The 25,671-nt window shown below is 60.4% G+C and carries 25 protein-coding genes; 6 read left to right on the top strand and 19 right to left on the bottom strand.

The genetic code is table 11. The annotated features are described in order from the left end of the window. Positions 1-40 precede the first annotated feature (40 nt). From PCS43_RS24105 to PCS43_RS24070, 8 genes are all read right to left on the bottom strand, one after another. Positions 41-868 (bottom strand): potassium channel family protein, encoded by an 828-nt coding sequence (locus PCS43_RS24105; protein ID WP_209909817.1) that lies wholly within the window; start codon positions 866-868, stop codon positions 41-43. Between the two features lie 46 nt (positions 869-914). Continuing rightward, complete coding sequence (locus PCS43_RS24100) at positions 915-1,832, bottom strand: diacylglycerol kinase (RefSeq protein WP_030535161.1); 918 nt, start codon at positions 1,830-1,832, stop codon at positions 915-917. Next, positions 1,829-3,409 (bottom strand): FAD-binding oxidoreductase, encoded by a 1,581-nt coding sequence (locus PCS43_RS24095; RefSeq protein WP_042452763.1) that lies wholly within the window; start codon positions 3,407-3,409, stop codon positions 1,829-1,831. Before PCS43_RS24095 ends, PCS43_RS24100 begins: the two co-directional genes overlap by 4 nt. A 92-nt stretch (positions 3,410-3,501) precedes the next feature. Then, the gene (locus tag PCS43_RS24090; RefSeq protein WP_030535159.1) at positions 3,502-4,041 is read right to left on the bottom strand and encodes a DinB family protein; all 540 of its coding nucleotides are present in this window, start codon (positions 4,039-4,041) and stop codon (positions 3,502-3,504) included. A 154-nt stretch (positions 4,042-4,195) separates the two neighbouring features. Further along, on the bottom strand, positions 4,196-6,124 hold the full coding sequence (gene htpG / locus PCS43_RS24085; protein ID WP_270923128.1) for a molecular chaperone HtpG: 1,929 nt from the start codon (positions 6,122-6,124) through the stop codon (positions 4,196-4,198). A 130-nt stretch (positions 6,125-6,254) separates the two neighbouring features. Then, the gene (locus tag PCS43_RS24080; RefSeq protein ID WP_209909819.1) at positions 6,255-7,394 is read right to left on the bottom strand and encodes an acyl-CoA dehydrogenase family protein; all 1,140 of its coding nucleotides are present in this window, start codon (positions 7,392-7,394) and stop codon (positions 6,255-6,257) included. A 9-nt stretch (positions 7,395-7,403) separates the two neighbouring features. Then, complete coding sequence (locus tag PCS43_RS24075; RefSeq protein ID WP_209909822.1) at positions 7,404-8,576, bottom strand: acyl-CoA dehydrogenase family protein; 1,173 nt, start codon at positions 8,574-8,576, stop codon at positions 7,404-7,406. Between the two features lie 28 nt (positions 8,577-8,604). After that, positions 8,605-9,066 carry a MaoC family dehydratase gene (locus PCS43_RS24070; protein ID WP_047271233.1) on the bottom strand — a complete coding sequence of 154 codons (462 nt, stop codon included), beginning with the start codon at positions 9,064-9,066 and terminating at the stop codon, positions 8,605-8,607. 94 nt (positions 9,067-9,160) lie between these two features. Between PCS43_RS24070 and PCS43_RS24065 the strand changes: the two genes are divergently transcribed. Then, the gene (locus PCS43_RS24065; RefSeq protein WP_047271168.1) at positions 9,161-9,814 is read left to right on the top strand and encodes a TetR/AcrR family transcriptional regulator; all 654 of its coding nucleotides are present in this window, start codon (positions 9,161-9,163) and stop codon (positions 9,812-9,814) included. Between the two features lie 6 nt (positions 9,815-9,820). Here PCS43_RS24065 and PCS43_RS24060 read toward each other — a convergent pair whose 3' ends face one another. Together PCS43_RS24060 and PCS43_RS24055 are read right to left on the bottom strand one after the other, a co-directional pair. Continuing rightward, a complete protein-coding gene (locus PCS43_RS24060; RefSeq protein ID WP_003940281.1) occupies positions 9,821-10,267 on the bottom strand; it encodes a MarR family winged helix-turn-helix transcriptional regulator in 447 nt (148 codons plus the stop codon). Positions 10,268-10,279: 12 nt separating this feature from the next. Then, positions 10,280-10,684, bottom strand: coding sequence for an EVE domain-containing protein (locus tag PCS43_RS24055; protein WP_030535154.1), 405 nt, complete (start codon positions 10,682-10,684; stop codon positions 10,280-10,282). A gap of 145 nt (positions 10,685-10,829) precedes the next feature. On the opposite strand from PCS43_RS24055, the gene PCS43_RS24050 reads away from it, so the two are divergent. Continuing rightward, the gene (locus tag PCS43_RS24050) at positions 10,830-11,507 is read left to right on the top strand and encodes a TetR family transcriptional regulator (protein ID WP_007731336.1); all 678 of its coding nucleotides are present in this window, start codon (positions 10,830-10,832) and stop codon (positions 11,505-11,507) included. Continuing rightward, positions 11,504-12,424: a TIGR01777 family oxidoreductase gene (locus tag PCS43_RS24045; protein WP_050656413.1), complete on the top strand. Its 921-nt coding sequence runs from the start codon at positions 11,504-11,506 to the stop codon at positions 12,422-12,424. The genes PCS43_RS24050 and PCS43_RS24045 overlap by 4 nt, the downstream gene beginning before the upstream one ends. Here the strand turns inward: PCS43_RS24045 and PCS43_RS24040 are convergent. Beyond that, positions 12,382-13,350: an NAD(P)/FAD-dependent oxidoreductase gene (locus tag PCS43_RS24040; protein WP_270923127.1), complete on the bottom strand. Its 969-nt coding sequence runs from the start codon at positions 13,348-13,350 to the stop codon at positions 12,382-12,384. The two genes, PCS43_RS24045 and PCS43_RS24040, sit on opposite strands and share 43 nt — an antisense overlap. Positions 13,351-13,443: 93 nt before the next feature. On the opposite strand from PCS43_RS24040, the gene PCS43_RS24035 reads away from it, so the two are divergent. After that, positions 13,444-13,965 (top strand): MarR family winged helix-turn-helix transcriptional regulator, encoded by a 522-nt coding sequence (locus PCS43_RS24035; RefSeq protein ID WP_007731333.1) that lies wholly within the window; start codon positions 13,444-13,446, stop codon positions 13,963-13,965. A gap of 36 nt (positions 13,966-14,001) precedes the next feature. Here PCS43_RS24035 and lipA read toward each other — a convergent pair whose 3' ends face one another. From lipA to PCS43_RS23995, 8 genes are all read right to left on the bottom strand, one after another. After that, on the bottom strand, positions 14,002-15,030 hold the full coding sequence (lipA, locus tag PCS43_RS24030; RefSeq protein ID WP_209909828.1) for a lipoyl synthase: 1,029 nt from the start codon (positions 15,028-15,030) through the stop codon (positions 14,002-14,004). Positions 15,031-15,061: 31 nt separating this feature from the next. Further along, positions 15,062-16,102 (bottom strand): phosphotransferase family protein, encoded by a 1,041-nt coding sequence (locus PCS43_RS24025; protein WP_245361848.1) that lies wholly within the window; start codon positions 16,100-16,102, stop codon positions 15,062-15,064. 54 nt (positions 16,103-16,156) lie between these two features. Next, on the bottom strand, positions 16,157-17,368 hold the full coding sequence (locus PCS43_RS24020; protein WP_209909834.1) for an acyl-CoA dehydrogenase family protein: 1,212 nt from the start codon (positions 17,366-17,368) through the stop codon (positions 16,157-16,159). A 72-nt stretch (positions 17,369-17,440) separates the two neighbouring features. Continuing rightward, the gene (locus tag PCS43_RS24015; protein WP_083056707.1) at positions 17,441-18,478 is read right to left on the bottom strand and encodes a phosphotransferase family protein; all 1,038 of its coding nucleotides are present in this window, start codon (positions 18,476-18,478) and stop codon (positions 17,441-17,443) included. A gap of 25 nt (positions 18,479-18,503) precedes the next feature. After that, complete coding sequence (locus tag PCS43_RS24010) at positions 18,504-19,601, bottom strand: alcohol dehydrogenase catalytic domain-containing protein (RefSeq protein WP_083056705.1); 1,098 nt, start codon at positions 19,599-19,601, stop codon at positions 18,504-18,506. Between the two features lie 25 nt (positions 19,602-19,626). Next, a complete protein-coding gene (locus PCS43_RS24005; RefSeq protein ID WP_209909838.1) occupies positions 19,627-20,940 on the bottom strand; it encodes a dihydrolipoamide acetyltransferase family protein in 1,314 nt (437 codons plus the stop codon). Between the two features lie 25 nt (positions 20,941-20,965). Further along, positions 20,966-21,988 (bottom strand): alpha-ketoacid dehydrogenase subunit beta, encoded by a 1,023-nt coding sequence (locus PCS43_RS24000; protein WP_007735418.1) that lies wholly within the window; start codon positions 21,986-21,988, stop codon positions 20,966-20,968. Continuing rightward, the gene (locus tag PCS43_RS23995; RefSeq protein WP_050656427.1) at positions 21,985-22,968 is read right to left on the bottom strand and encodes a thiamine pyrophosphate-dependent dehydrogenase E1 component subunit alpha; all 984 of its coding nucleotides are present in this window, start codon (positions 22,966-22,968) and stop codon (positions 21,985-21,987) included. Before PCS43_RS23995 ends, PCS43_RS24000 begins: the two co-directional genes overlap by 4 nt. Before the next feature lie 235 nt (positions 22,969-23,203). Here PCS43_RS23995 and PCS43_RS23990 point away from each other — a divergent pair, with 235 nt between their 5' ends. Both PCS43_RS23990 and PCS43_RS23985 read left to right on the top strand, forming a co-directional pair. Continuing rightward, positions 23,204-23,839: a TetR/AcrR family transcriptional regulator gene (locus tag PCS43_RS23990; RefSeq protein ID WP_245361489.1), complete on the top strand. Its 636-nt coding sequence runs from the start codon at positions 23,204-23,206 to the stop codon at positions 23,837-23,839. Positions 23,840-24,074: 235 nt separating this feature from the next. Then, positions 24,075-25,571 (top strand): MFS transporter, encoded by a 1,497-nt coding sequence (locus PCS43_RS23985; protein WP_232318944.1) that lies wholly within the window; start codon positions 24,075-24,077, stop codon positions 25,569-25,571. Positions 25,572-25,671 lie beyond the last annotated feature (100 nt).

Here is a 25,671-nt window from a genome sequence, read left to right as displayed (position 1 = left end):
GATTATCAGACCATCGTTCTATTGTTTGCTGTACTGCGGGTCAATAGCCCGAAGGTGCATGCTGCGCCACGACTCCCCTCGACGCCAGTTCGCGACGCAGCGAATCGGTATCGACGGACGCGAGATCGACTCGGTGCTTGCGGGTGGCCAAGGCTCGGACTTCCTCGGACAGGTCCGCCACCTGCTTACGCGTCGCGGCCTGGGATGCCTCGTCCTGTTCCGCCACTCGCTCGACCAACCAGGAAGCGAGTGTGGCAGTCACGATGCCCAGCAACGCAATTCCGCCGATCATCAATGCTCCGGCGATCATGCGCCCGGTCGTGGTAACGGGCGCCATGTCTCCGTAACCGACGGTCGTGACCGTCTCCATCGCCCACCACAATGCCGTTCCGTACGACGTGATGGCAGCGCCCTGCGCGTGACGCTCGGCATCGAGCATGGCCAGCGCCGCGACACCGATCAGCAAGGCCGTGGCACCAGTGGCGTAAATAACCACCCGTCCACGCAAGCTTCGCCCGCTCGAGCGGTGAACTATCGCAAGCAGTGTGACCAACCGAAGTAGGCGCAGCGGACGCAGCATGGGCAACACCACCATCGCCAAGTCCAAGAGATGCCTGACGAACCAGCGACCGCGGGCAGGTGCCAACCACAGGCGAACTGCGTAGTCGACGGCAAAAACGACCCACGCAGCCCACATCGTCCATTCGGTCAGACGATGTGGAAGGCCCGTCGGTTGCGCCAGCACTTGGTACGCGTACGCCACCAAGAAAAGGCAGGCCGCAGCGGTCAACGGGATGTCGGTGGCTAGCTGCCATTTCTCCGACGTCCACGCAGTGCGGCGGTGCGCCGACTTCGTCGATTCGTTCATCCGAGAAGTCTGACACCACCGCTACCTAGTGCCCGGCAGAACCGACTCAGATCCGAGTGTGCGTCAAGATGTTGAGCGCCGTGGGAACTGCCTCGATCGTGATGGGCAACGGTCCCACCCGATCACCGTCCGCGTAAGCGATGATGCCTTCGGAGACCAGCCGGACCTTCTTGGATCGGTACGTTTGCACGGCGTCGAGCGAGACGTGAGTTCCCTTGTACACCCGCGGAAACAGGCGCACCAGACGCAACCTCGAACCGTGCCCGACGACGGTCAGATCCAGCAACCCGTCCGACTTCGACGCTCCTGGCGTGATGAGCATGCCGCCACCGTACGAGCGCCCGTTGCCAACAGCGACCAGCGTCGCGTCCACCGTGATGACCTCGTCGTCGAGTTCGATCCGGTACGGCAGCGGCTTCATCTTCGCCAACTCGGCGAGCATCGCCAGGTTGTAGCGCATCGGCCCCTTGGGCCAGGACATCCGATTGGCCCGCTCACTGACCAGCGAGTCGAAGCCGCTGGCGATGATGGTTCCCGACCAGACGACGGAACCGTCGGCCAGCGTGATCTTCGCCAGATCTGACTGCTGCACGACACCGTCTGCGATGACATCGGCTGCTGCTTCGGGATCGACTGTGGGAATACCGAACTCACGGGCGTGATCGTTGCCGGTGCCTGCCGGAATGAGCCCGATGGGCGTCTCGGTCAACGCGGCGGCCTGCAGTCCGATACTGATGGCACCGTCGCCGCCGACAACCACGAGTGCGTCGGTACCGTCCTCGATCGCACGACGCGCCAACTTCTTGGCGTCGTCGGCGTCGGTTCCGATGATCTCGGTGACGGCAACTCCCCGAGCGCGCAGTCGCGCAACACCTTTGCGTCCTGCCGCAGGCGCGTGACCATGTCCCGCCATCGGATTGATCAGGACGGTAACCTTCTCGATCTGACTGCGGGTTTCGGTCACGGAATCAGCTTTCCAGGATTGAGGATGCCGGCAGGGTCCACTGCATTCTTCACTGCGCGAAGGATGTTCGCGCCCAATTCACCGATCTCGTCCTTCATCCATGGGCGGTGATCGGCGCCCACAGCGTGGTGATGGGTGATCGTGCCACCGGCGGCGATGATCGCATCGCCAGCGGCAGTTTTCGCCTTGTGCCACTGAGCGATCGGATCCTCGGTCTGCGCGCTGACTACGGTGAAGTACAGCGAAGCACCGGTCTTGTAGGTGTGCGAAATGTGGCACATCACGAGCGGCTGAGTCCCCTGCTCGACGAGAGCCTTGGTCAGCGCCTCGGTGACCGAGGAGCGCAGGTTCGCGAGGTTACCCCAGGTGGTTGCCGTCTCGAGGGTTTCGCACAGTGCGCCGACGTCGAGCAGAGCGTCACGCAGATACGGCGCATCGAATCGCCCGTGTTCCCAGCTGTTTCCGGGCTCCTCACCGAGCGACGTGCCGCCGTGAGCGGTGAGAATTGCGCGGGCCTCCGCCATCCGTTCAGCGGTGTGCGAAGCGGTGCCCTCGTAGGTGGTGATGCCGAGGCAACCACCGGTGAAGGCGTTCTCGCCGATCTTGTCGGTGGTCGCCAAATTCACGCCACTCTCGGCCTCGTCGGACAACCGCAGCACGGTCGGAGCCGATCCTTCCTGGACAAGCTCACGCAATGCAGCTGCGCCGGTGGCGAAGTCGGGGAAGCTCCACCCTTCGCGCACGGTGGTCTCGGGCAGACGGTGAACCCGCACACGCACGTGCGTGATGACGCCGAAGGTGCCCTCGGAGCCGACAAAAAGCTCACCCAGATCGGGGCCTGCAGCGGATGCCGGCGCACGCCCGGTCTCGATCACTCCACTCGGGGTGACAACGGTGAGGCCCTGAACCATGTCCTCGAAGCGCCCGTATCCAGCCGACGCCTGCCCCGAAGACCGGGTGGCGGCAAACCCGCCCAGAGTGGCGAACAGGAAGCTCTGCGGGAAGTGCCCGACCGAGAAACCGTGCTCACGCAGAAGCTCCTCGGCCCGTGGGCCGGTAGTTCCGCCGCCGAACGTCGCAATGCCCGATTCCTCGTCCAACCCGACAAGCTGATCGAACCTGCGCAGATCGAGAGAAAGAACTGCGTCGAACCCGTCACGAATGGGATCGAGCCCGCCGACTACGCTGGTGCCACCACCGAACGGGACCACTGCGATCCGGTTGGCAGAGCAGTATCGGAGAACCTGCTCGACCTCTGCGTCTGTCCCTGGAGTGACGACTGCGTCCGGTGCGTCCTGCGGCTCGACGCTACGACGGCGAAGCAGATCCGGGGTGCTCTTGCCACCGGCCCGAAGGATTCGATCGGAATCCTTGGTACTGACGTACTCGGCCCCGACCAGCCCGGACAGCGCTTCGACATGCGACTGGGCCATAGCGGACGGAGCCACCTGGACGTCTTCGATGGCGAGACGCGATCGAGTCGGTGCGGAGACACCGAGAAATCCGGTCAACAATGATGTGACTGCGTCCGACAGTTCACGCTTCTTGGCCGGATCGCCCCAGGCGTCCCACTGCATCGGCGGTTGCAAGGCAGACTTTTCGGTGCTCATAGACACTAGTGTTACATATTTGTGTGATGTGTAAACATCCCGGTGGATCAATCCATCCATCAACCCATCGTCTTGGAACCGTCGATGGCTTCGCGAAGCATGTCCGCGTGGCCCGCATGCTGGGCCGTCTCGGCGATGATGTGCAGCAATGCGCGCCGCGCTGACCAGCGAGCTCCCGCTTCGAACCACGGCGCCGACGGCAGTGGATGCGAGATGTCGAGGCTGTCCAGCGAGGCCACCAACTCGTCGGTCCTGGCCGCGATCCCCTCGTACTCGGAAACGATGCCTGCCAAGGTTTCACCCTCGACCATGGCGAATTCGTTCGCCCGTTCCTGTTGCATCTCTTCCGACCACTGGGTCGGGTCGAAGTCCCCACCAAGTCCGGCCGGCCCTTCCAGAATGAAGTCGACCCATCCCTTTTCCGCCTGACCCACATGCTTGATCAATCCGCCGAGGCACAGTTCACTCACGGTCGGCCTCGAAGCGGCCTGCTCGTCGGTGAGGTCCTTGACGGTGAAGAGAAGGAATTCACGATGCCGACGCAGGCTCTGGAGGAGATCCGCGCGCTCGCCGGTGACGGTGGTGATCGGTGCGTTCATGATGTTTTCCTTCGCTCGTGGGTTCGTGCCCTGTGAGAACTACGTTAGAAGTTATTGCGGACAGAAACGGTCCTCATTAGAAAACGATCAAGAAAAAACTCCCGGCACCCACCGATGAAGGTGAGTGCCGGGAGTTCGAGCGAGCTAGACGAGATCAGACTGTGCGGGCCAAACGATCGGCCAGCAGGCGCGTGAAGTGCGCCGGATCGCTCAGCTCGCCGCCCTCGGCAAGCAACGCCATGCCGTAGAGCAACTGAGCCGTCTCCGTCAGGTTCTCTGCATTGTCATTGGCGGCCTGCGCCTCCCGCAGACCCGAGACAAGCGGATGCTCCGGGTTGAGCTCGAGAATGCGCTTGCTGTGTGGAACAGGCTGACCCGAAGCCTTGTACATCTTCTCGAGCGTCGGAGACATGCTGAACGCGTCGCCGACGATGCAGGCAGCCGACGTGGTCAGGCGCGTCGAGAGACGCGTTTCCTTGATGTCGTCGGACAGGGTTTCGGTCAGCCACGTCAGCAGCGCGCCGAATTCCTTTTCCTTCTCTTCGCGCTCGGCTTCGGCCGCCTTCTTCTCGTCCTCGGTGTCGAGGTCGACCTCGCCCTTGGCGATCGACTGGAAGGTCTTGCCATCGAAGTCCGAGACTGCGTCGACCCACATCTCGTCCACGGGATCGGTAAGTACCAGAACCTCGAGGCCCTTGGCCTTGAAAGCCTCCATGTGCGGCGAGCTTTCGATGAGGTGACGAGATTCGCCGGTCATGAAGTAGATCTGTTCCTGACCGTCCTTCATGCGCTCCACGTACTCGGCGAGAGTGGTCACGCCCTCTTCGCTGTTGGTCGAGGCGAAGGACGAGATGTCGAGCAGCGTCTTGCGGTTGTCGGCATCGGCCATCAGGCCTTCCTTGAGCGCGCGTCCGAACTCGGTCCAGAAGGTCGAGTACTTCTTGGGCTCGTTCGCCTTCATGTCCTTGATGGTCGAGAGGACCTTCTTGGTCAGACGACGACGGATGGCAGCGATCTGCCGGTCCTGCTGCAGAATTTCACGAGAGACGTTGAGCGAGAGGTCTTGTGCGTCGACCACGCCCTTGACGAAGCGCAGGTAATCGGGCACCAACTCTTCGCAGTCGTCCATGATGAAGACGCGCTTGACGTAGAGGTGGATGCCGGCCTTGCGCTCACGCATGAACAGATCGAACGGTGCCGTCGACGGAATGAACAGCAGCGCTTGGTATTCGAAAGTACCTTCGGCCTTCATCGGGATGACCTCGAGAGGCTCGTCCCAGGCGTGGCTGACGTGCTTGTAGAACTCCTTGTACTCCTCCTCGGACACCTCGTCCTTGGAGCGAGTCCACAGCGCCTTCATCGAGTTGATCGTCTCGGTCTCGATGGTGACCTCGGGCTCCTCGCCCTCGGCCGGCGTCGACGTACGAGCGACATCCATGCGGATGGGCCACGCGATGAAGTCGGAGTACTTCTTGACCAGTTCCTTGATCTTCCATTCCGACGTGTAGTCGTGCAGGCCGTTCTCGGAATCCTCGGGCATCAGGTGCAGGGTCACGGAGCTACCCTGCGGTGCCTCGTTCACATGCTCGAGCGTGTACGTGCCTTCGCCGGTCGATTCCCAGCGCGTCGCGTGATCTTCACCGGCGCGGCGGGTCAGCAGCGTGACCTTGTCCGCGACCATGAACGTGGAGTAGAAGCCGATGCCGAACTGACCGATCAGTTCTTCGGATGCCGCTGCATCCTTGGCTTCCTTGAGCTTGCGACGGACCTCGGCGGTGCCGGACTTGGCGAGCGTGCCGATCAGGTCGACGACCTCGTCACGCGACATGCCGATGCCGTTGTCGCGGATGGTCAGGGTGCGTGCTGCCTTGTCGATGTCGATCTCGATATGCAGATCGGAGACGTCGACGTTGAGGTCTTTGTCCTGGTAAGACTCGAGGCGGAGCTTGTCCAGCGCGTCCGAAGCGTTGGAGATCAACTCACGAAGGAAGCTGTCCTTGTTCGTATAGATTGAATGAACCATCAGATCCAGCAGCTGACGTGTTTCTGCTTGGAACTCGAGCTGCTCGGTATGCGCGGTCACTTCGATCCCTTTCTCTTCTCGGACTGATCACAGGAATTTTACTTGACCGCGAATACCGCGGGTCGGCCCCCGCACAGACAAGGGAGGCCACGCGACCTGCGCGTGACCTCCCGTTATCTTCACCACCGATCTACTCGGTGACGTTCACCATCGAATAGTTCGAGACGCCGGCGGCCAGCACCCTGAGGTGATCGTCAGATGCGCCCAAAGTGTGTTCGATGGCCACCAGCCGCGAGACGTAGTGCCCGACCGGATACTCGGCTGTCATACCGATACCACCGTGCATCTGAATTGCTTCCTGACCGATCTGATGCGCGGCGCGACCGACAGACAGCTTCGCTCGCGACGCGATGGTCGGATCGATCGCTCCGTCGGCGATGGCCATGGTGGCGTACAGACTCATGCTGCTCGCCAGTTCGAGCGCCACGTACATGTCGGCCGCACGATGAGTCAGCGTCTGGAACTTCGCGAGCGGAACACCGAACTGCTTGCGCTGCTTCAGGTATTCCGTCGTCAGTCGCAGAGCTTCGGTCATGATCCCGATCGCCTCGGCGCACAGAGCTGCCTGCGCCCGAACCTCTGCTTCGACGATCGCCTCCGTGACATCGCCGCCCTCACCAAGCTGTTCGGCCGCGGCATCGGTGAACGTGAACTGCGCACCGCGACGGCCGTCGTGAGTTGCGTATTTGCTCCATGAGACACCCGCGCTTTCCGCATCTACCAGAAAGAGCCCGGTGCCCCCGTCTGGAAGTGCGGCGCTGACGATCACGACGTGCGCGCTGTCGCCCTGCAGGACCGGGTTCTTGACGCCGGTGATAGTCCACCCCGATCCCGATCCCGACTGCGACGCCGTGGTCGTGACGGTGGCGACCGGCCAGCGCGTGCCGGGTTCCGTATGCGCGAAGGCCGACAGAGTGGTCCCGTCGCTGAGCGCCGGCAGGAGCCGCGCCCGCTGATCTGCCGAACCGACAGCCGCGATCAAACCGCCGGGGATCAGAACACCACCCAAGTACGGCTCGGGTGCAAGCGCACGGCCCAGTTCGGTCATCACGACCATGGTCTCGACCGGTCCAGCGCCCATTCCGCCGTCAGCCTCCGCGAACGGCAGGCCGAGCAGCCCGAGCTCCGCGAACTGCTTCCACACCGCGGCATTCCATCCCTCGTCAGTAGCCGAGGTGGCGTTGCGCTTCTCCGCGTCGTAGCTGCGGTTGAGCAATTCACGCGTCGTGTCGCGAAGCATCGTCTGCTCGTCGTCGAGTTCGAAATTCATGTCAGATGCTCACAATCCGAGGATCGAGGAGGCAATGATGGAGCGCTGCACCTCACTTGATCCGCTGTAGATGGAAACCTTCCGGTAGTTCAGGTAGCGCGGCGCCGCCTGCTGCGCCCACTCCGGCGAGTCGATCTCGGCCGTGTTCACCGGCAACGAGTCCGGACCCGCAACATCCATCAGCAATTCCGTTGCCGCCTGCTGCAATTCGGAGCCACGGAGCTTGAGCAGCGACGATGCCGGATTCGGCTTTCCGTCTGCCGAACTCGCCACAACTCGCAGTTGAGTCAGATCCAGTGCAAGCAGTTCGTTTTCCAACTCAGCCAACCGAGCCGCGAACAACGGATCCTCGAGGAGTGTGCCTTTTCCGACGCGGACCTCCCGCGCCTTCTCTTTTGCCGTGGCGACAAGGGTTTTGGAGAACCCGACCCGTGTGACCCCCGTGCGTTCGTTGCCGAGCAGGAACTTGGCGTAGTCCCAGCCCTTGTTCTCCTCGCCGACAAGATTCTCCGCAGGTACGCGGACGTTGTCGAAGAACACCTCGTTGACCTCGACGCTGCCGTCGATCAGTTTGATGGGGCGAACCGTGATGCCGGGAGTTGCCAGATCGATGAGCAAGAACGAAATTCCGGCCTGCCGCTTCTGGGCACTGGCATCTGTGCGAACCAGACAGAAGATCCACTCGGCGTGCTGAGCGAGAGTAGTCCACGTCTTCTGACCGTTGACGATGTAATCCGCGCCGTCACGGACAGCGGCCGTCTTGAGTGAAGCGAGATCCGAACCGGCTTCTGGTTCCGAAAAACCCTGGCACCACCAGATATCGGCGTTGGCCGTAGCGGGGAGGAATTTCTCCTTCTGCTCCTGCGAGCCGAAGGTCGCGATGACGGGCCCAACCATGCTCACGTTGAACGGCAACGGGTTGGGTACCGACGCCAACTGCATTTCCTCGGAATAGATGTGGCGCTGTACCGGAGTCCAGTCCTTGCCACCCCATTCGACCGGCCAGTGCGGAACCGCCAGTCCGTGTGCGTTCAGAATCTGTTGGCCCGCAACGATGTCTTCACGCGTCAGCTTTCCGAATCCCGCTGCACGTGCTCGAAGTTCGGGCGAGAATTCGGTGGTGAAGAACTTTCGCATCTCCTCGCGGAACGCAACTTCCTCAGTGGTCAGTTCGAGATTCATGTGGAGTCTGCTTTCTTCTTGCAGGATTTCAGAACAAGATTCGCGCGACGGTCTGCGCAACGACGGCAGGTTTGCCCACGCCTTCGATCTCGACGGTGTTGGTGATCTGACTCTGTAGTGAACCGTTCGGCAATTCTTCGATTGCGGAGAGCACTGCGGTATTTCGAACCTTGGCCCCGACTGGCACCGGACTCGGGAATCGAACCTTGTCGGACCCGTAGTTGACGACCATTTTCGCGCCGTCGATGCGATACACGGACTTCGACAGAAGCGGCAGGAGTGAGAGCGTCAGATACCCGTGCGCAATTGGTCCACCGAAAGGTGATTCGCGCCTGGCTCTTTCGTCGTCGACATGAATCCACTGATGGTCACCGGTCGCGTCGGCAAATTGATGGACCATCTCGCGGGTGACCTCGACCCACTCGCTCGAGCCCAGCGTTTCACCGACCGCCCCCAGGAGATCGGACTTGTTCTCGAACACCCGTGTCATCTGATCCTCCACGTTCCCGAACACTGTTAGGTTAATTGGATAATAAACTCACAGTGTAAGGTTGTCCAGTACTCAGACGAAAGGTTTCTGTGCGATGGCGCGACCGCGGGTTCCACTACTGAGCAAGCCGATCATCAGGGACACCGCCCTGAAACTGGTCGACGAGAACGGTTTGACCGACTTCTCGATGCGCAAACTCGCCACCGTCCTCGGCGTGCAGGCACCGTCGCTGTACAGCCATTACGCCAACAAGGATGAGCTACTCGACGACGTCGCGAACGTCATCATGGAGTCCGTCGACGTGAGCGGCTTCGACTCCGACGATTGGCGCGGCGCGCTACGCACGTGGGCGCGGTCCTACCACGCCGCCCTGGGCAAGCATCCCAATATCGTTCCCTACTTGGCCTACGGTCCGAGCGTCAGGCCCATCGCCCTCGATCGCGCGAACGCCATCCATGGCGGACTGGTGCGCGCCGGATGGCCGCAGCGCACGGCAACGCTGATCGGCGCTTCCGTCAAGTACGTGGTCATGGGCGCTGCGACAGCGACGTTCTCCGGCGGATTCGTGGACGATCCTGCGATCTACGCCGAGCGTTACCCGCACCTCACGCGAGCACATCTGTTGCGTGAGCGTGCCACCGAGATCGACGGCGCCAGCTTCGAACTCGCACTGGAATCCCTGCTGGACGGACTGGAAGCCAAATACGCACTGCTGCAGAGAACTACAGAGCAACCTCCTCGAAACTGAGGGTTGTTACCGTCGATCAAGCGCGCCGAGCATCGCGACGAAGGCCGCCTGACGATCCCCCAGAGCGGCGAAGAATTCCCGGTCCGAAGATTCCACCGCGCGGTTCGCCCTGCCGGCCAAGGCCGCACCCACCGGCGTGACGGCAAGCGAGCGAGCACGAGCATCGGTCGGATGTGGACGTCGTTCGACAAACCCCTTGGATTCGAGGGTCCGAATCACCTGTGACGTCATCATCGCGTCGGTGCGCGCGTACTCGGCAAGACCGCGTTGAGTTATCGGCGTCTCTGCATCCAGCCAGGTCAGTGCGGCGAGCAGAACGAACTGCACGTGGGTCAGGTCGAAAGGTCGCAGCGCCGCGCGAATCGAGGCTTGCCAAGCATTGGTGACACGCCACAACATCAGACCGGGACTCTCGTCCGCGTCCTCGAAGTCGGTTTCCAGTTTCTTCGCCACAGCGCCAGTGTGTCAGCTCGTCGTCGAACGCAGAACCTCGACGTCGTTGTCATCCAACGGAATCAAGCCACGCCGGAGTTGATACCCCCAATTCGGTGCAGAGGTCAATGCCAATCGACTCCGGACTGCGTCGAGAGGAACGGGGTTGAACTGTTCGTACCGAACTCGCCGCCGAAACGGCTTGAAACACCCCTCGTCCGCCTGCCAGATCTCACCCTCTTCGATCACACCGAGAGCTGTGAACTCGCGCAACGGATCTCGGTCGCCCATGGACTCGACCGGCGAATAATAGACCAGCACGTCACCTGCTTTCATCCGTACCAAACCAGCTCTCTTTCCGTGCCCGATCTGTGCGATACCGAGATCCACTGCGCGACGCACATGTTCGGCAGAGACAACCCCTAACCAGGCATTCATCGCCGGCCCCCTGGCGAACCGAAAGCACATTCATTCATGCATTTAGTATGCGCGCTTATTATCTTTCACGCAACAGATCCACTCTTGAACGTGTTCAACTCCAGGGCGTACGCTGCACTTGAACATGTTCAAAGAAGGAGTGTCGATGAGTAGTCGCGGGATCGAGACCAGGGAAAAGCTGGTGGAAACAGCATTGCGGCTCTTCCGCGACGAGGGCTTCGCAGCGACGACCATGCGCAAGATCGCCAATGAGGCAGAGGTCTCGCTCGGGAACGCCTACTACTACTTCGCCAGTAAGGACGAACTGGTTCACGAGCTGTATCTCGTCATCCAACGCGATCACCGCGCGCGGGCGCTTCCACTCCTTCGCGAAGGTGGGTCACTGACAGAAAATCTCAGGATTGTTCTGCACACCGGACTCGATGTCATGGGGCCCTATCACGGCTTCGGCAGCACGTTTCTGCACGTTGCCCTGCCCACCACATCACAGTCCAGCCCGTTCTCGGCCGAGTCGACCGATGCGAGATCGATGGCCGTCGATCTGATGCGTGAAGCACTGGCGGCGTCGAAGCAGAAGACGCCGGCGTCATTGGAGACCCAGCTCCCCACGCTCTTGTGGCTCAGCTATCTGGGCGTGACGCTGCACTGGGTCACCGACGCGTCTCCGGGGCAAACTCGTACCCGATCCCTCGTCGACGGCCTGGTACCGATCATCGCGAAAGCGCTCACCCTCGCCCGGCTGCCAGTGGCACGAGGTCTGGTCGGCGATGTCGCCGCCCTGATGACAAAAGTCGTTTCTGCAGAGGGGAACACAAAACCATGAAGACCGTTGTTGTCTGTGGTGCGTCGGGTTACGTAGGCCAACACCTTCTTCGAACGCTCGAATCCAACGGGGTCGACGTTCGGACGATCGGCCGGGGAGGAACGAGCGATGCCACGTGGTCCGACGAGCACGGCGTCGCCGATGTACTCAGCGGCACGGATCTGCTCGTCAACCTCGCCGGCCGCTCCGTGAGCTGCCGCTACAACAAGCGCAATGCCGACGACATCTTCTCCTCCCGAGTGGAAACGACTGCACTGTTGGGTCGTGCGCTGACCCGCACGCCGCAGCCACCCTCACTCTGGGCGAATGCCAGTACCGGCACGATCTACCGAGACGCACGAGATCGACCGATGGACGAGAAGAACGGAGAGCTGGGTAAGGGATTCTCCGTAGCGGTCGCGCGAGCGTGGGAACACGAATTGTTCTCAGCCCCGACGCCTGTTCGCAAAGTGGCACTTCGGATGTCGATCGTCCTCGGAGCCGGCGGTGGGGCGATCAATCCGTTCGTCAACCTCGCCCGAATGGGCTTCGGCGGACGAATGGGCGACGGCCGACAGATGTTCAGCTGGATTCACATCGCCGACGTCATTCGCGCGATCATCCACGTCTACGAGAATCCGGAGATCTCAGGCCCGGTCAATATCGCATCCCCGTATCCGGTAACCAACACCGACATGATGCGGATGGTACGAGCGAAACTTGGCCGACAATATGGGTTTCCGACGCCGGGCTGGATGCTCGAGTTCGGCGCACGAATCATCCGCACCGAGGCTGAACTGGTAACGAAGAGTCGCTGGGTTTCACCAGGGGTGCTCGCGGACAGCGGCTTCCAGTATCAATTTCCGACGTTGGAGTCTGCGCTGAACCAGATCGCTCAAGAGACCCCGCGAGGGTTGCTTCCGGTTTCACTCGGCTGAAGTTCGGCTGCGATCGCAACCGCTCGCACGATATCCTGCTCGAGCAGATAGTGATTCAGTGCAATCGCAGCCTTTGATCCGGCAGCGGCGGCGGTGATCAACTGCGCCGGAGAATCCGACACATTCCCCGCGGCCCAGGCTCCAGGCACACTTGTGCTGCCTGCAGGATCAGTTACCACCCGACCATTTTCGTCGGCTTCACACCCCAGGTCAGTCAACAGATCGCCTCGCGGAACAAACCGTGGGCCGACAAACACTACGCTTCGCGGAATTTCCTGACCGGAGGCCAGTTCGACGCCGTCCAATCGACCATCGCCAACCGACACGCCAGCCACATCGCCTTCGACAATGCGAATCCCCCTGGCAATCAGCCGCTCCCGTTCGGCTCCCGTCAGCTCGATACGGTTGGGAAAGAAGACGACATCCTCCGACCATTGGCGCACCAACGACGCCTGATGAATGGTGAACGGCCTGTTGTCACCACCGAGCACACCGATCGGGGAATCTCGAACCTCGTATCCGTGACAATAGGGGCAATGCAGAACATCGACTCCCCACCGATCGTGCAGCCCAGCGATGTTCGGCAGCTCGTCACGTAACCCCGTGGCCACCAGAACAGTCCGTGCCTCCAGCTGCGCGGTCGCATCGGTTTGCACAAGAAATCCACCGTCATCCGTGCGCTCGATTCGGATTGCGGTGCCAGTCGTCATTTCGCTGCCGTACTCGAGAACCTCCTTGCGGCCGGCCGCAAGTAATTGCGTAGGACTCTCACCATCCCGCGTCAGGTACCCGTGCAGGTGCTCGGAGACACCATTGCGCGGGTTACCTGCATCGACGATCATCACTCGCCGCCGAGCCCGAGCCAGAACAAGCGCGGCACTCAACCCCGCCGCACCGCCACCGACAATCACCACGTCGAACCTCATGTGCTCCCCCAGTCCGCAGATCGTCCCACCCGAGACGGTGGCTATTCTGGCAATCTAGCAAATTTGTTTACCGGTTAACAAAGTTGAGGAATCGTGAACGAACCAACACTCCGCTCCCGTACCTGCAACCTCTGGGCCGAAAACAATCCCGACCTCGACACCTCGCCCATGGAAGTAGTCGCGCAACTCAAACGGATTACGGCGCTTCTCGAACTAGCAGTCGAACCGGTATACCAAACCGCGGATCTCACCGTGTCGGAAGTGGAACTGCTTGTGCCACTGCGATACGCCGAGGAACCGGTCACCGCGATTCGTCTCGCCGAACGCCTCGGTATGTCTCGGGCCGGGGTCAGCAAGGCACTCGCGCGACTCGAGAAGCGAGGACTCGTCTCCCGCACAAGCAATCCCGAAGACAGGCGATCTGCACTGATCACGATGACGGTCCAGGGAAACGCTGTCGTCGACGACGTCTTTCCTCGCGAACTCGCCGCTCACGGTGAATTGTTCACCCAACTCGGCCGGGACCGGGGGAAGGTCCTTGCCGCACTCGAGCGACTGGCAGTATCCATGGAAAGTGGGCTCGATCGGATGAGCGATGCCCGTTCGCGTACCTGAGTCGCCCAATTCCTGTATCGAACTGACGTCGGCGCACTAGATATCGACGACGAGGCGTGCGATGAGTGAGCTGGCTTCCTGGGAAGCGTCGCCGCCCTCGGTCAGATGACGCTGCGCCTCGGGAAGTTCGCGGCCATGATGTGCCATGGCCTGCGCATACAGGCGGCCGGCGCGGTACGACGAGCGAACCAACGGACCGGCCATGACGCCGGCGAAGCCCAGCTCTTCTGCAGCCTTCGAGTGTGCGACGAACTCCTCGGGCTTGACCCACCGCTCGACGGGGTGGTGCCGGGGCGAGGGGCGCAGGTACTGGGTGATGGTGAGGATGTCGCAACCGGCGGCGTGGAGATCTGCCATCGCCTCGGTGACCTCTTCAGGGGTTTCGCCCATGCCGAGGATCAGGTTGGACTTGGTGACCAGTCCGTAGTCGCGTGCTGCGGTGATGACGTCGAGGCTGCGCTGGTACCGGAATGCCGGACGGATCCGCTTGAAGATGCGGGGGACGGTCTCGAGGTTGTGTGCGAGTACCTCGGGGCGTGAGGCGAAGACCTCGTCGAGCAGTTCGGGCTTGCCGTTGAAGTCCGGAACCAGGTTCTCGACGCCGGTGCCCGGGTTGAGTTCGTGGATCTTGCGGACGGTCTCGGCGTAGAGCCAGGCGCCGCCGTCGGGGAGGTCGTCGCGGGCGACGCCGGTGATCGTGGAGTACCGAAGGCCCATGGCCTGAACGCTTTCCGCGACGCGACGGGGCTCGTCGCGGTCGAGAGCCTCGGGCTTGCCGGTGTCGATCTGGCAGAAGTCACAGCGGCGTGTGCACTGCTCGCCGCCGATCAGGAAGGTGGCTTCGCGGTCTTCCCAGCATTCGTAGATGTTGGGGCAGCCCGCTTCCTCGCAGACGGTGTGCAAACCTTCACGCTTGACCAGGCCCTCGAGCTCCGTGTACTCGGGGCCCATCTTTGCTCGGGTCTTGATCCAGTTGGGTTTGCGTTCGATGGGCGTCTCCGCGTTTCGGATCTCGAGACGGAGCAGCTTGCGCCCCTCCCCGGTGGTTCGATTGTCGTGCGTCACGACTTTCCTCCAAGCATTCGTTGGGTCTCTGTCATCGCGTGAGCACAAAGGATGCGGCAAGGTGACTGCCTTCCAAGGCTGCAACTGCGCGGGTGATCAATGGTGTCACCAAGGCCGACACATCGCCGAATCTATTTGTGCTCGAGAGCCATTCGCGTCTCTCATTGCACAGTTCGAGCACACGTGCAGCAACCTCGAGAAACCCCACCGAGTAGAACCACGGCAACACGCGTGTATCGACATCGAAGGTAACTGACCTTCGATACCGGGACAACAACTGCTCGAATGCCGGGTATCCGAAATGAACTGAAGGGCAACCCGATACAACGCTGGGAATTCCTCTCAAACCTGCCCAGAAAACGTAAGCGATACCAACGTCCAACAGCGGGTCACCGAAACCTACTCGACGCCAATCTGTCACTGCGCGCAATAGTGGGGAGTCGGCGAGGTCGAAAATCGTTCGATCCAGACGATATTCGCCGTGGAGCAAGCAGGGCTTCTGCGGCGCCGGCACCGATCGCGCGAGGGAATCGAGGAGCGCGTTCAACGCCGGCCTCACACTCAATTCGTGCCGAGCGAGCCTTATTCCAATCTCGGACAAGTAGTTGTGCAGTTCCCCGCACATCCCGGGGAGAGCACTCACACCGTTGAGGCCGACTTCGAGCGAATGAATCCCGGCAAGCGTGTCGGCAAATGAGTTCGCTACCAGTCTTCTCGCGCCGATCTCGACGTCGGCTAACTGAATGTCGGTCCGGAGAGATGATCCATGCACCCGTCGAGAGACGACCAATCCAGAGACTTCGTCCCGGTAGACAAGGAGAGGTACTGGAATGCTGCTCTTTTCGAGCATGTGCAGCGCAGTGGCCTCCCCTCGAATTCCTCGTGTTCCAAGACTGTCATCACTGCTCGACGAACAGCGCAAGATCCATGCTCCTTCACCGCTGGTCAAGGAGTAGGCCTGACCCGGCGGCGAACTGGAAACCTTATTAGCACTGAATCGCGAGTACCGATCCAACTCGCCACAGTCGATCAGACGCCGTCGAATCTCACCGATATCGAATGGGAGTTGCATTCCCACCAGTTATCCCCATTCGGCATCGATTCGTCATTCGTGAAACCCGGACCGCTATCGATGAAGGCGCAATTCTCGTGACGCGACGACCATCCGATGAACCTCGTCAGCGCCGTCGATGAAACGCATGGTCCGAGCCTGCGCCCACAACATCGCCAGCGGATAGTCTTGCGTCATTCCGCCAGCGCCGTGCACTTGAATTGCCTTGTCGATCACCCAACCCACAGCATCCGGGGCAGCCACCTTGATAGCCGAAATTTCCGTACGCGCCTCACGCGCCCCAACTGTGTCGATCAACCACGCAGTCCGCAGAACGAACAACCGCAACTGATCGATCTTCACACGGGACTGCGCAATCCAATGCTGAATGATCCCCTGATCCGCCAAAGACCTACCAAAGGCCTCACGCTCGTTCGCCCGGCGGCACATCAACTCGATCGCACGCTCTGCCATCCCGATCATGCGCATGCAGTGATGAATGCGCCCCGGACCAAGCCTGGCCTGCGCCAACGCTTGCCCCCGACCACGCTCGCCGAGCATGTGGTCCTTGGGAACAAGCACGTCCTCGAAATGCACCTCCGCGTGACCGCCATGGGCACCGTGAGTGAAGCCGAACATCTTCAGCCCCCGGACAATACGCACGCCGGGAGTCTCACGCGGAATCAGAACCAAACTGTGGCGCGACCGCGGATCCGCATCAGGATCTGACACCCCCATCACGATCAACAACGCACAATCGCTGCTCATCGCGCCGGTCGACCACCACTTACGTCCATTGATCCTCCAACAATCACCCTCATCAGTGATTGAGCAGGTCAAGTTCGCGGGATCAGACGACGACACATCCGGCTCCGTCATGCAATACGCCGACCTGATGTCACCGTTCAACAACGGATCGAGCCACCGATGTTTCTGCGCCTCAGTCCCGAACAGCGTCAGCAACTCCATGTTCCCGGTATCGGGCGGGTTGCAGTTGAACGCTTCCGGCGCAACCTCAGGACTCCAACCCGTTACCTCGGCCAACGGTGCGTACTGCAGATTCGACAGTCCCGCACCACGCGGATCGTGCGGAAGAAACAAATTCCACAACCCCCGCGCCTTCGCGTGTTCCTTCAGCTCCGCCATCACCGCCGGACGCTCCCACTGCCGATCCCCTACTTCCGGGTTGTCGTGGAAGAAATGCTCTGCAGGAAAAACGAACTCGTCCATGAATGCCGACGCAAGTTCCTTCAAATCAATAGTCTTCGCGTCGAACTCGAAGTCCATGTCACACACCTTCACCCTTCGTGGGCCGAGTACGACCGAGATCAGAAATTACTGTTTGACAACAATTTTCGGCTACGCAAGTGCCGAGAGCCCGCGCTCTGCCAAAGGAACGACCATCGAGCCGATGTCCTCGAAACCGTCGCCGACTGTTTCCCCATTGACGAAGCGAAGATGGATGCCTTCCAGAATCACTGCCATCTTGTAGAATGCAAAGCCCGAATACCACTGCAGCGCATCGATATCGAACCCAGTGCTTAGGGAATATCTTTCGACAACGTCGTCGAACGAGGGGAAACCCTCATGCGCAGAGGGTGTCCCGGCAATCGGATTATCGATACCTGCCCATCCCGACCAGAACAGATGGATTAAACCCAAGTCTGTCAACGGATCACCCAGTGTTGACATCTCCCAATCCAGCACTCCGACGATGTCCGACGGGGCACCTAGCCGAACAATCATGTTGTCGAATCGAAAGTCGCCGTGGACGATCGAGGTTGCAGACCGCCTCGGAATCGACGACGCGACCCTTACCCCTAGTTTTTCCAACATCGGAAGATCGCGGGACTTCGACGACGCCAACTGCTTACTCCAGCGCCTTACCTGCCGCTCGAGGTATCCCTCCGGCCTACCGAAACCAGACAAACCCAGGCTACGAAAGTCTTGCGTATGCAGAGCAGCCAGGCAATCGACGTAGCGAAACGCCAGCTCGGAGCGATTGCTCTGGTCCACGGAAGCGAAGTCGTCATCGGTTCGCAACACCTGACCTTCGATCTTGTCCATGACGTAGAAACTTCCACCCGATGTCGCGTCGAACTCCTCGGAGAACACGATCCGCGGAACCGGGACAGCACTTTCCGCGAGGGCTCGCTGAACGGTCACTTCCCGACCCATGTCGTGAGCAGTCTCCAGACGGTGACCGATCGGCGGACGACGCAGAATCCATCTTCTCGACTTACTCGCCAACTCGAACGTCAGGTTGGATCGACCGCCTGCCAATAGTCGCACAGTCAGTTCCTCGCCCGTACCCAACTCGCCCATCTCGACCAACCTGGACCGAACCAAGTCGGCGTTGAACTGCTCGCTCTCCGCTATTGATTCAACCTCATTCATTACAACGTCCTCATCCCATAGTCCGTTACTCGACGCCACAACGCACCACACCCGCACCGGCGGGCAGGTCGGGCCGAACCAAAACCTTCACGTGCTCTATCTCGTCACCCGCGGCCGGGCGCAGCGCAGAGAACACCTCACTCACCGCATCCAGCCCGGCAAAGCCCGTGACCATCAATCCCGGATCGAAACGACGCTCCACGATATGTTCGAAAGTTCGGGAAAACGCTTGGTACGTATGTTCTCCACGCCCCGGACCACCCACGAATTCCAAACTCACATTCTTGAGAATCCCGATTACGGGTCGAATCGACTCGTGCTCCATTGCCGATCCGACAATCACAATGCGTGTGAACGGTGGAACGACAGACATCAAGGAACCCAGTAGATTCCGCGCTCCGGATGCTTCGAAGACAAATACTTCGGTATCTGCCGGAATCATTCCTGCAAGTGTGCTCAGTGGATCCGAGTGCCTCGGATCGACTGCCACATCGGCCCCGTACGCCAAAGCCACAGTTCGTCGAAGTTCCGAAGGGTCGGATACGACGATGGGGTGAACGCCACGTTGCGCCAATTCGATGACTGCGCCGAGTCCCACAGGCCCGCAACCGGTCACCACTGCGGCGGCGCCGGCAACGATTCGTGAACGCAGCACGGCGTTAACACCAGTAGCGAGAGGTTCGGTCACTGCAGCGGTAACCGGATCCACGTCCGGAGGGATGTGCAGGTGCCCTCCAGCCTGGATAACAACCCTTTCAGCCAGCCCTCCCGGCTTCGAATTGCAGTATCCGACTGTATGAGTCAATCCATCGTCGTCAACGACCCACGGCAGAACCACCAGACGGTCACCGACTGCGTAGTCGACCACTCCGGTTCCCAACTCGGTCACCGTTGCAGTGAACTCGTGTCCGAATACAACATCGTGCGCCGGATCGAACAGCGCTCCCGGCACGTCCGCCTCACGATGCGCAGCCAGGAAATCATCGGTGTGCTGCCAGGCCGAAAGATCACTGCCGCAGATCCCGGTGGCTATCGGCTCCACCAGAAGCTGATTCGGTCCCGGTGACGGCTCCGGAATGTCGGCAAGTATGACGTCTCCACCTCGAAGCACTGCTGCCCTCATCTGATGTCCTCACGTCGAGAAGTGCCTACGATTTTGTCGGCCATTGTTCGAGATACTTCTGTACGGACATCAGCGTGCGCAAGGCTTCGGCGCCGTCGAATGCCCTGTGGTCGAAGGTCAATCCGAGTCGTGCAATGGGCCTGATGGTGAGGAGCTCGGATTCACCGTCGACGCTCTTTCGCGCGACGGGGGTACGCACGATGGCTGGGAGACCGATCGAGGCAACTTGCGGACGAGTGAGGATCGGAGTCGAGACCACGCCGCCGACACTTCCCGAGTTGCTGATCGTAATTGTTCCGCCCGAAAGATCCTCCGGCTGCGTGGAACCCGAGAGTATCGCACTACTGGTCGCGACTATTGCGTCCGACAGTGCCTCCAGTTCGAGATTCTGCGCATCACGTATGACGGGGACGATCAGTCCGTCCGGAGTGTCCACGGCAATTCCCAGGTTGACAGTGTTCCATCGCACGAGGTGCTTGTCCGTGAACGTGGCATTGGCATCCGGGTGGTCTGCGAGCGCCCGGCACAGTGCGTGACCGACAAAGGGAAGGAAACTGAGTTTCCCTTCACCTCGAGCTGATCTCTCACGGTTGATCTTCGCTCGGGCTACTGAGACCGCAGTGAAATCGACATCAACCTGCGCCGTCAATTGAGGAGCCGTATTCCACGATTCTGTCAGATTCTTGGCGATTGCCCTACGCAGGCGAGTGTGTTCGATAGCCGTGTAGGTCACCGCCTCGTATCCGGCGGGAATCGCCACGGTGTCAGCATCTTCCGGTACTCGATCCCTGGCTCCCGGCAAGAATTCGCTCTTGCTCTCCAGCGACATATCAGTCGAGCCCGAATCGAGGCGGAGGCGTCGACTTCCTTCGGGCGGACGATTGACCGGAGAGAACCACGACGCAGCCAACACCAGTGAATCGTTGGGTGGGCGAGAACCCTCGGCGGCGACTGTCGGGGCCGCGCTCTCGAGAGCCCGATCCGGCGAAATCGGGAACGGACCCGCGATCGGACCCGATGTCGGCGCCGCCGGCGCGACATCTTCACCGACTGCATCTTCACCGGCAATGGCTTGCGCGACGGCTACCGGGTCGGCGTCGAGTGAGGCAAATCGAGCAATGACGTCACCGACAGGAACCTCCTGATTCACTGCGGCAACGTAGCTGATGAGGATTCCCGAAGTTGGCGAGTCGACTTCGGTGTCGACCTTGTCGGTCGACACCTCACAAAGCGGATCGCCCTCGGCGACCCTGTCCCCAGGCTTGAGCAGCCATTCGGTGAGCAACGCGAATTCCACCGACCCCATGTGGGGCATGTGGACGTCGAATAGTGTGAGCATGGTGAATGTCCTCGTAGTCGAGTAATTAGTCGCGAACCAGGTGACGGGCCGTCTCGATGATGTCGGAAACACTTGGGAAGCAATGATCTTCGAGGAACCGACTCGCCGGAATCGGCGCATCCACAGAACCGAGACGCGCGATCGGAGCGTGGAGCCAGTAGAAGCAACGCTCCTGGATGAGCGCAGCGATCTCGGCGCCAGGACCAGCGGTTCTCGGCGCCTCGTGAACGATCATCGCCCGCCCGGTCCGCATCACCGACGCGATGATCGTGTCGTGGTCCAGCGGAACCAGCGTCTGCAGGTCGACGACCTCGAGTTCGATACCCTCCGCAGCCAGCACGAGTGCTGCTTCGAGCGAGCGAGGCACCATACATCCATAGCTGATGACGGTCACTGTGTCGCCACGCCGTGGAATCGATGCTTTACCCAAGGGCATTACGTACTCGGGATCGGTGAATACCTCACCCCGTTTGAAGTTGAGCTGCTTGCTCGGGTAGTACAGAACAGGATTTGGGTCCCGGATTGCGGCCTTGAGTAGGGCTTTCGCGTTGGCAGGATTGGACGGGACAACTGCTTTGAGTCCCGGAAAATGCATCGGTAGCATCTCCATCGAACCCGAATGTTCTGGTCCTGCACCACCGCTCGGCCCGATCGGCATGATGATCACAGCGGGAAGTTCGAATTGACCACCGTGCATATGGCGCCACTTACCCAGTTTCTGAAAGATCTCGTCCCCGGCGATCAAACTGAAGTCTGCAAACCCCAACTGAACGATCGGACGCATTCCGGTCATGGCGGCACCGGCAGCTGCACCCACCATGAATGCTTCGGTGATTCCGGTGTTTCGGATCCTGTCCAGGCCGAATTCCTCTACCAGGCCTCGGGTTCCGCCGAAGAACCCGCCTGAGGCAATGTCCTGCCCCATGAGAAACACCGAGGGGTCACGGCGCATCTCTTCGGCAATCGCCGCACCCTGTGCGGCCTCGTAGCTTTGCACCGTAGTTTCCGGAGCCGTGCGGTTGACAGACGTGTCGTCAGTGATAGTCATGCAAAAACGTCCTTCATGATAACGGAGGGGTCAGGCAAAGGAGCGGCTTCTGCCTCGGCGAGCGCTTCGGCAACTTCCGCACGCGCTGCGGCGACGATCTGGTCGGCCAGCAAAGCATCGAGTCGAGAACGCATGATGTCCAATGGATCTCGGTACGTCGACAGGAAGTCTTCCGGGCGATACTTCTGCGCGTCACCTTCCCAGTGTCCACCGACACGGGTGACAACTGCCTCGATCAACGACGGCCCCTGACCATCGCGAGCTCGATCAATCGCAGCCTTTGTCGCATGGTAGACAGCGACGGCGTCATGACCATCGACGCGAACGCCGGGAATCCCGTATGCAGTCGCGCGTTCGGCGATAGTGCGTGTCGGACTCACAGATTCAAATGGGGTGGTTACCGAGATTCCATTGTTCTCACAGAAGTAGACCAGCGGTAGTTTCCACCGCGATGCCTCGAGAAGAGTTTCATGGAAGGTGCCACGTGCCGCCGTCCCGTCGCCGAAGTCCGCCAGCGCAACTTGCCCAGTGCCTCTCATTTGCGCCGACAATGCCGCGCCTGCTGCCACCGGATACACCGAACCCAGCGTCGCACCCTCCCCCATGATTCCCAGCGCCGGATCAGCCCAGTGAGGAACGCCGGCACCCTTTCCGCCGGTAGAACCTGTCACTTTTCCAAGCAGGTCACCGATGATCGGCCCCATCGTCATCCCTTTGGCAAGCGGCCATGTGGCTCCTCTTCCCTGATAGAACAGATAGTCGTCGTCTCGCATCGCTGCCACCGCTCCAGCGACAGCACCTTCCTGCCCTTTGCCCGGATGCCAAAATCCGGCAAATCCGTGGTCCCGGATGTGAATCTGCACCGCGTCCTCGATCGCACGCGCACGGGCCATGACGGTGAAAATGTCGATCGCCAACCGTGGGTCGAGGGACTCCGGTTCCACTACTTCGGTCAGCTGTTCGCTTGTGTGCGTGGCCATTCCGATCTCCTTCTGACAGTCCGACATGCAAGTACGAGGTTCGCGCCTTTGACAACCCGGCATCGATTGCCATTCGTGTGGCTGCTGTCACATCACCCTATGTGGATCAAGTGATTCAATCAAGTGCATTCTCTAAATCGACTGAGATCTACTCAGACATCACCGGGTCAGCAGGCCGGAAATCAGGCCGCGACATCGCGATATGATGGGGTCAACAAACCGAAAGGTTGCGGAAATGCCACGATCCAGTCCACGCGACGGCGCAGCAACTCGCCGTGCTCTGATCGACTCAGCGGCAAAGCTGTTCGCAGCAGAGGGAGTCGAGGCCGTCTCGATTCGAGCGATCAATGCCGAAGCCGGATTGGGAGCAGCATCCGCGCACTATCATTTCGGATCCAAGGACGCGATCCTCGACGCCGTCCTCCTCGACTCCGGCGCCGAAGTACTCGCACACATTCATCGCCTGGCCAAGAACATGGTCGATTCCGACACCGTTCCGACAGCGAGGCAGATCGTCGATCTCCTGGCACTGCCGTATCGCCAGTTCCTCGATCAGGAACCTGACAAAGGTGTTCGGTGGCTGAATATTTGTGGACAACTCAGCCTCGCCAACGATCCTCGGCTATTCCCCGTCAAGGACGACACAGCAGAGTTGCTGCGCAAACTACTCGAACGCGCCTACCCCGCAGCCGACGACACCGCGATCGAACTGAACTGGTCACTCACCGTGAACACGCTGATCGTGATGGCGGCACGATGGTCGGACGCAAGCATCGAGGGATCTCGCGCGCTGTCCAACGGTCGATTCGACACACTGGCGGATTTTGTCGCAGGCGGACTCGAGTCACTCATGGATCCAACCCGGACCTAGCTTGCGGATGGATCTTCCCAGGTAGGGTTGCGGATCCACCATCCACAGAACGCGCCGTCTCCGTGCGCGCTTTTGCAATTTTCTCGGGAAAAATTTAGTGGATCACTTGACAGAATCAATCGATCCATTTTACTGTGCCTCACATCACAAAATGCTTCAGTGGGTCTGCACACTCGCCGCGCCGACTGTCCCGCTCACTGCCCCGTCTTCCCGTCAGAAAGATGCAGGAGCCACGATGACCGCTCCATCCACGGATAATCCTTCCTCGACTCCATCGGAATCTTCCTCCGCAAACCCCACTCTCGCGATAGAAGGCGTGGGAAATCGATCAACCGCCGGCTGGGTCGGAATCCTCCTGATCCTCTGCCTTCTGTCCGAAGAAGTCGCATACGCGTTCAATCTGGTGACGCCCGCACTCCCCAGCATGGCTGGTTCATTCGAGACCTCGAACATCGCTTGGGTGTCAACACTGTTCACACTCTCCGGCGCTATCAGCGCACCGTTGATCGGCAAGCTCGCAGATCGAGACGGTAAGAAGAAATGGCTTCTGATCGCAACCGCCTGCATGGCAACAGGCTCGCTGATCGTCGCAATCGCGCCGACCTTCTCCGTAGTACTAGTCGGTCGTACCGTCGAAGGACTCGGTCTTGCAATCGTGCCGATAACCTACTCGCTGATGCGCGACATCTTCCCGAAGCGGATGCTGGCGATGGCGGTCAGCATGACAACCGCTGGAATTGGTGTCACCACGATCACCGGTCCTGTCATTGCCGGAGTTTTGATCGACAATTTCGGATTCCGCGGAGTGTTCTTCGCATTGGCACTCTTCCCTGTGCTCTTGGGTGCCTTGGTCATGCTCGTTGTTCCCGAGTCCCCGATCCGAGTGAAAACGTCCATCGACTGGGTTGGTGGGATCATGCTCGGGCTCTCGATCGCACTCCTCCTGTACTGCATCGGCGAAGGCGGAACGTGGGGTTGGACGTCGTGGAAGACACTTCTCTGCGCCATCGCCGCGGTGGCAATTTTCATCGGATGGGCTCGATACGAAAAGCGAATCGAGAACCCACTGATCGACATTGCGGTGCTGCGTGGTCGCGCTGTCGTGACGACACTGGTCGCGCAATTTACCGGCCAGGCCGTCATCGTTCTCCAATTCGTCTTGTTGTCCTTCATCGTTCAGACACCCATCGCCCTCGGCGTTACCTACGGGTTGGGGGAAAGCGCAAGCTACATGGCGCGGTTGACCACACCGGCCGGCGTGGCCACCGTCGCAATGGGGTTGCTTGTCGGCATAATCGCAGAACGTCGGGGCGCACGCCTGCCGAACTGGATCGGCTTCGCCTTGATGGCGATCGGCTCCGCATCACTCGCCCTCTCCCACAAGGAATTCTGGCCGATACTGTTGGGATACTTGGTATATGCATTCGGGGCCGGTCTGATCAGTGCGGCAATACCCAACCTGGTGATCGCCGCCGCGCCGGTTCGACTGCAGGCCGTCACAGCCTCGACGGTCAATGTGGTGGGATCCGTCGGCAGTGCTGTTGCTGTACAGATTGGTTTTGCCATCCTCGCCCTGAACATTGCAACGGTTGCCGACGGAACGCCTATTTACGCTGGAATTGGCTACACAACAGTCTATTTCGTTGCAGCAGGTCTGGCGATAGTCGGACTCGCCGCGACTCTCCTCATGCCGCACGGCCGAAAGCCCCAGTCTGTGGAAGCACTGACCTGATCTGAATCGACTATCTGAGAATTATCGTGACCTCACACTATGACGTCGTTGTCCTCGGAGCCGGCCCCGGTGGGTACGTCGCTGCTATCCGCGCGGCACA

Origin of the sequence: Rhodococcus sp. C-2 (assembly GCF_027854095.1) — a bacterium.
Taxonomy (GTDB): Bacteria; Actinomycetota; Actinomycetes; order Mycobacteriales; family Mycobacteriaceae; genus Rhodococcus_F; species Rhodococcus_F qingshengii.
The sequence above is the reverse complement of the archived record's forward strand: the minus strand, read 5'-3'. Positions and strand labels throughout refer to the sequence as shown.

Excerpts from the sequence above, each read along its gene's own strand:
- PCS43_RS24050 (WP_007731336.1), top strand. The coding sequence starts at position 10,830 with ATGAGTAGTCGCGGGATCGAGACCAGGGAAAAGCTGGTGGAAACAGCA.
- PCS43_RS24090 (WP_030535159.1), bottom strand. The coding sequence starts at position 4,041 with ATGAACGCACCGATCACCACCGTCACCGGCGAGCGCGCGGATCTCCTC.
- PCS43_RS24005 (WP_209909838.1), bottom strand. The coding sequence starts at position 20,940 with ATGCTCACACTATTCGACGTCCACATGCCCCACATGGGGTCGGTGGAA.
- PCS43_RS24075 (WP_209909822.1), bottom strand. The coding sequence starts at position 8,576 with ATGAATCTCGAACTGACCACTGAGGAAGTTGCGTTCCGCGAGGAGATG.
- PCS43_RS24000 (WP_007735418.1), bottom strand. The coding sequence starts at position 21,988 with ATGACTATCACTGACGACACGTCTGTCAACCGCACGGCTCCGGAAACT.
- PCS43_RS24095 (WP_042452763.1), bottom strand. The coding sequence starts at position 3,409 with ATGCAGTGGGACGCCTGGGGCGATCCGGCCAAGAAGCGTGAACTGTCG.
- PCS43_RS24040 (WP_270923127.1), bottom strand. The coding sequence starts at position 13,350 with ATGAGGTTCGACGTGGTGATTGTCGGTGGCGGTGCGGCGGGGTTGAGT.
- PCS43_RS24070 (WP_047271233.1), bottom strand. The coding sequence starts at position 9,066 with ATGACACGGGTGTTCGAGAACAAGTCCGATCTCCTGGGGGCGGTCGGT.
- PCS43_RS23995 (WP_050656427.1), bottom strand. The coding sequence starts at position 22,968 with ATGGCCACGCACACAAGCGAACAGCTGACCGAAGTAGTGGAACCGGAG.
- PCS43_RS24105 (WP_209909817.1), bottom strand. The coding sequence starts at position 868 with ATGAACGAATCGACGAAGTCGGCGCACCGCCGCACTGCGTGGACGTCG.
- PCS43_RS24055 (WP_030535154.1), bottom strand. The coding sequence starts at position 10,684 with ATGAATGCCTGGTTAGGGGTTGTCTCTGCCGAACATGTGCGTCGCGCA.
- PCS43_RS24065 (WP_047271168.1), top strand. The coding sequence starts at position 9,161 with ATGGCGCGACCGCGGGTTCCACTACTGAGCAAGCCGATCATCAGGGAC.
- PCS43_RS24015 (WP_083056707.1), bottom strand. The coding sequence starts at position 18,478 with ATGAATGAGGTTGAATCAATAGCGGAGAGCGAGCAGTTCAACGCCGAC.
- PCS43_RS24045 (WP_050656413.1), top strand. The coding sequence starts at position 11,504 with ATGAAGACCGTTGTTGTCTGTGGTGCGTCGGGTTACGTAGGCCAACAC.
- PCS43_RS24025 (WP_245361848.1), bottom strand. The coding sequence starts at position 16,102 with ATGCAACTCCCATTCGATATCGGTGAGATTCGACGGCGTCTGATCGAC.
- PCS43_RS24080 (WP_209909819.1), bottom strand. The coding sequence starts at position 7,394 with ATGAATTTCGAACTCGACGACGAGCAGACGATGCTTCGCGACACGACG.
- PCS43_RS23985 (WP_232318944.1), top strand. The coding sequence starts at position 24,075 with ATGACCGCTCCATCCACGGATAATCCTTCCTCGACTCCATCGGAATCT.
- PCS43_RS24020 (WP_209909834.1), bottom strand. The coding sequence starts at position 17,368 with ATGGACTTCGAGTTCGACGCGAAGACTATTGATTTGAAGGAACTTGCG.
- PCS43_RS23990 (WP_245361489.1), top strand. The coding sequence starts at position 23,204 with ATGCCACGATCCAGTCCACGCGACGGCGCAGCAACTCGCCGTGCTCTG.
- PCS43_RS24010 (WP_083056705.1), bottom strand. The coding sequence starts at position 19,601 with ATGAGGGCAGCAGTGCTTCGAGGTGGAGACGTCATACTTGCCGACATT.